Raw genomic sequence first — 970 nt, 5'->3', positions numbered from 1 at the left:
GTAGATATTTTAGGTTTTCCCATTTATGTTGAACATACAACTATTTGCGAAAACCAAAGAAGTCATATCAAAACAAGGAAACTTTTAACGGTTTTGCAAAGAATCATCAAACAACATTAAAAATGTTAGTACAACCATCAGAATTAAATACGGAGCTATACCCGGAAGTTATTGCAGCAATAACCCGAAGCAATCCAGGCGAAACAATTTCACAGATTAAAGCAGCAGAAGACTTTTGCAAATCATACCTTTTTAAATACGATTTAAAAGCGCTTTTTGGTGATGATACTGTCGAACCGGTAGTAGCTCCAGCCGTTGTCGATGAGAATTTAAAGAAGACTATAAAAGTCATTGCCTCTTATTGGCTGGTACGAAAAGCAAACCCAAATGTAAACTTAGATTTATTTCGTGAGGATTGGGAGTTAATGATTGGCAGCAAAGAAGTTCCCGGATGGCTCTACGATATTAAAGAGGGAAATATAAATCCTGACTGGCCATACAAAGCCGATGATCCTGAAACGCCAGAAGACGAAAGCCAATTAAATGACGGCGTTTTTTGGGGTTCTAACCCAAAACGCACACAAAGATTTTAGAATATGGAAAATAAAGAAAAAGAGCCTTTTATCATACACGACTTAACACTCGTAGCTCCTGACCGTAGCAGTAAAGACATTGGAAAACTAAAAGAAAGTGTCGTTACTGCTGAAAGTATTTATTATCCAAACCGTGTAACGCTTTACGATTTGTATCACGACATCCTTTCAATGGATGGTTTTTTGCGTGGTATCATTGAAAAAAGGATAAACTCTGTCCTGAATAAAAAAATAAAGTTCATCGGAAAAGATGGCAAACAGGATGATGATCTTACCGACCTAATCAGAAGCCAAAAAGGACGTGATTTAATCACTTTGATGATGGAATCCAAAATATGGGGTGTTTCAGGTGTTGAGTTTGTTATTGGCGGTGATGA

At 37.0% G+C, this 970-nt stretch carries 2 protein-coding genes; both read left to right on the top strand.

Going from position 1 to position 970, the window contains the following annotated elements:
- Positions 1-122: 122 nt before the first annotated feature.
- Positions 123-593: a hypothetical protein gene (locus GXM17_RS21380; RefSeq protein WP_163401539.1), complete on the top strand. Its 471-nt coding sequence runs from the start codon at positions 123-125 to the stop codon at positions 591-593.
- Between the two features lie 3 nt (positions 594-596).
- Positions 597-970, top strand: a 374-nt coding sequence (locus GXM17_RS21375; RefSeq protein WP_208796484.1) for a phage portal protein family protein, incomplete at its 3' end; no start/stop codon positions are given.

Source organism: Flavobacterium fluviatile, assembly GCF_010645065.1.
Lineage (GTDB): Bacteria > Bacteroidota > Bacteroidia > Flavobacteriales > Flavobacteriaceae > Flavobacterium > Flavobacterium fluviatile.
Note: the sequence above shows the minus strand (reverse complement) of the source record. Positions and strands in the feature narration are given on the sequence as shown.